General features: G+C 73.1%; 2 protein-coding genes. Both read left to right on the forward strand.

Going from position 1 to position 992, the window contains the following annotated elements; translation table 11 throughout:
• Positions 1 to 253 (forward strand): urease accessory UreF family protein (locus tag B8460_RS22330; protein WP_048862936.1); only part of this gene is annotated, 253 nt, incomplete at its 5' end.
• A gap of 27 nt (positions 254 to 280) precedes the next feature.
• Positions 281 to 973: an urease subunit beta gene (locus B8460_RS17670; RefSeq protein ID WP_048862937.1), complete on the forward strand. Its 693-nt coding sequence runs from the start codon at positions 281 to 283 to the stop codon at positions 971 to 973.
• Positions 974 to 992 lie beyond the last annotated feature (19 nt).

Raw genomic sequence — 992 nt, forward strand, 5'->3', positions numbered from 1 at the left:
CGGCATGGGGGCGGACGAGGCGGTGGTGGTGTCCGGCTATACGACCATCGCGACGCTCGCCGCCGCCGCCGTGCGGCTTGGCGCGGTCGGCGCGCTCGTGGCACAACAGGCGGTGACGGCGGCGCTGCCGCTGATCGCCACGCTGGCAACGCAGCCGGCCGATGAAGACGGCGCGCTGATCGCCGCCCTGCCCTGGCTCGACATCGCCTGCGCGCGGCAGGCGGGCGCCGGGTTGCGCCTCTTCGCCAACTGATCCCCCATGACGACCCCGGAGGCTGCCATGCTGCTCGTGCCCACGGAGCTGGAACGGCTGACCATCTTCACCGCCGCCGAACTGGCACGGAAGCGGCGCGGACGCGGGCTCGCGTTGAACTACCCCGAGGCGGTGGCGCTGATCAGCGACGAGTTGCTGGAAGGGGCGCGCGACGGCCGCAGCGTGGCGGAGCTGATGGACGCGGGGGCCGCGATCCTGACCACCGACGACGTGCAATCCGGCGTCGCCGCGATGCTGCCCATCCTGCAGGTCGAATGCGTCTTTCCCGACGGCACCAAGCTGGTCACCGTGCACGATCCGATCCGCCCGCGCGAAGGCGCGGCGGCCGATCCGGTGCGACCGGGCGAAATCATCCCGGCGGAGGGCGAGATCGAACTGGCCGCCGGGCGGCGGCGGGCGGAGATCGAGGTGACGAACACCGGCGACCGGCCGGTGCAGGTGGGATCGCATTATCATTTCTTCGAGACCAATCGCGCGCTGGATTTCGACCGGGCGGCGGCGTTCGGCATGCGTCTCGACATACCCGCCGGCACCGCGACACGGTTCGAGCCGGGGCAGACGCGACGGGTGACGCTGGTCGCGTTCGGGGGCACCGGCACGGTCACCGGCCTCAACGCGCTGACCGAGGGGGCGACCGACGCGGCGGCGAAGCCCGCGGCCGTCGCGCGCGCCGCCGCCGCCGGCTTCCGGGGCGCCTGAGCGAAGGCCCGCATCAGCC

This window comes from Acidisphaera rubrifaciens HS-AP3, from assembly GCF_000964365.1.
Lineage (GTDB): Bacteria > Pseudomonadota > Alphaproteobacteria > Acetobacterales > Acetobacteraceae > Acidisphaera > Acidisphaera rubrifaciens.

Excerpts from the sequence above, each read along its gene's own strand:
- B8460_RS17670 (WP_048862937.1), top strand. The coding sequence starts at position 281 with ATGCTGCTCGTGCCCACGGAGCTGGAACGGCTGACCATCTTCACCGCC.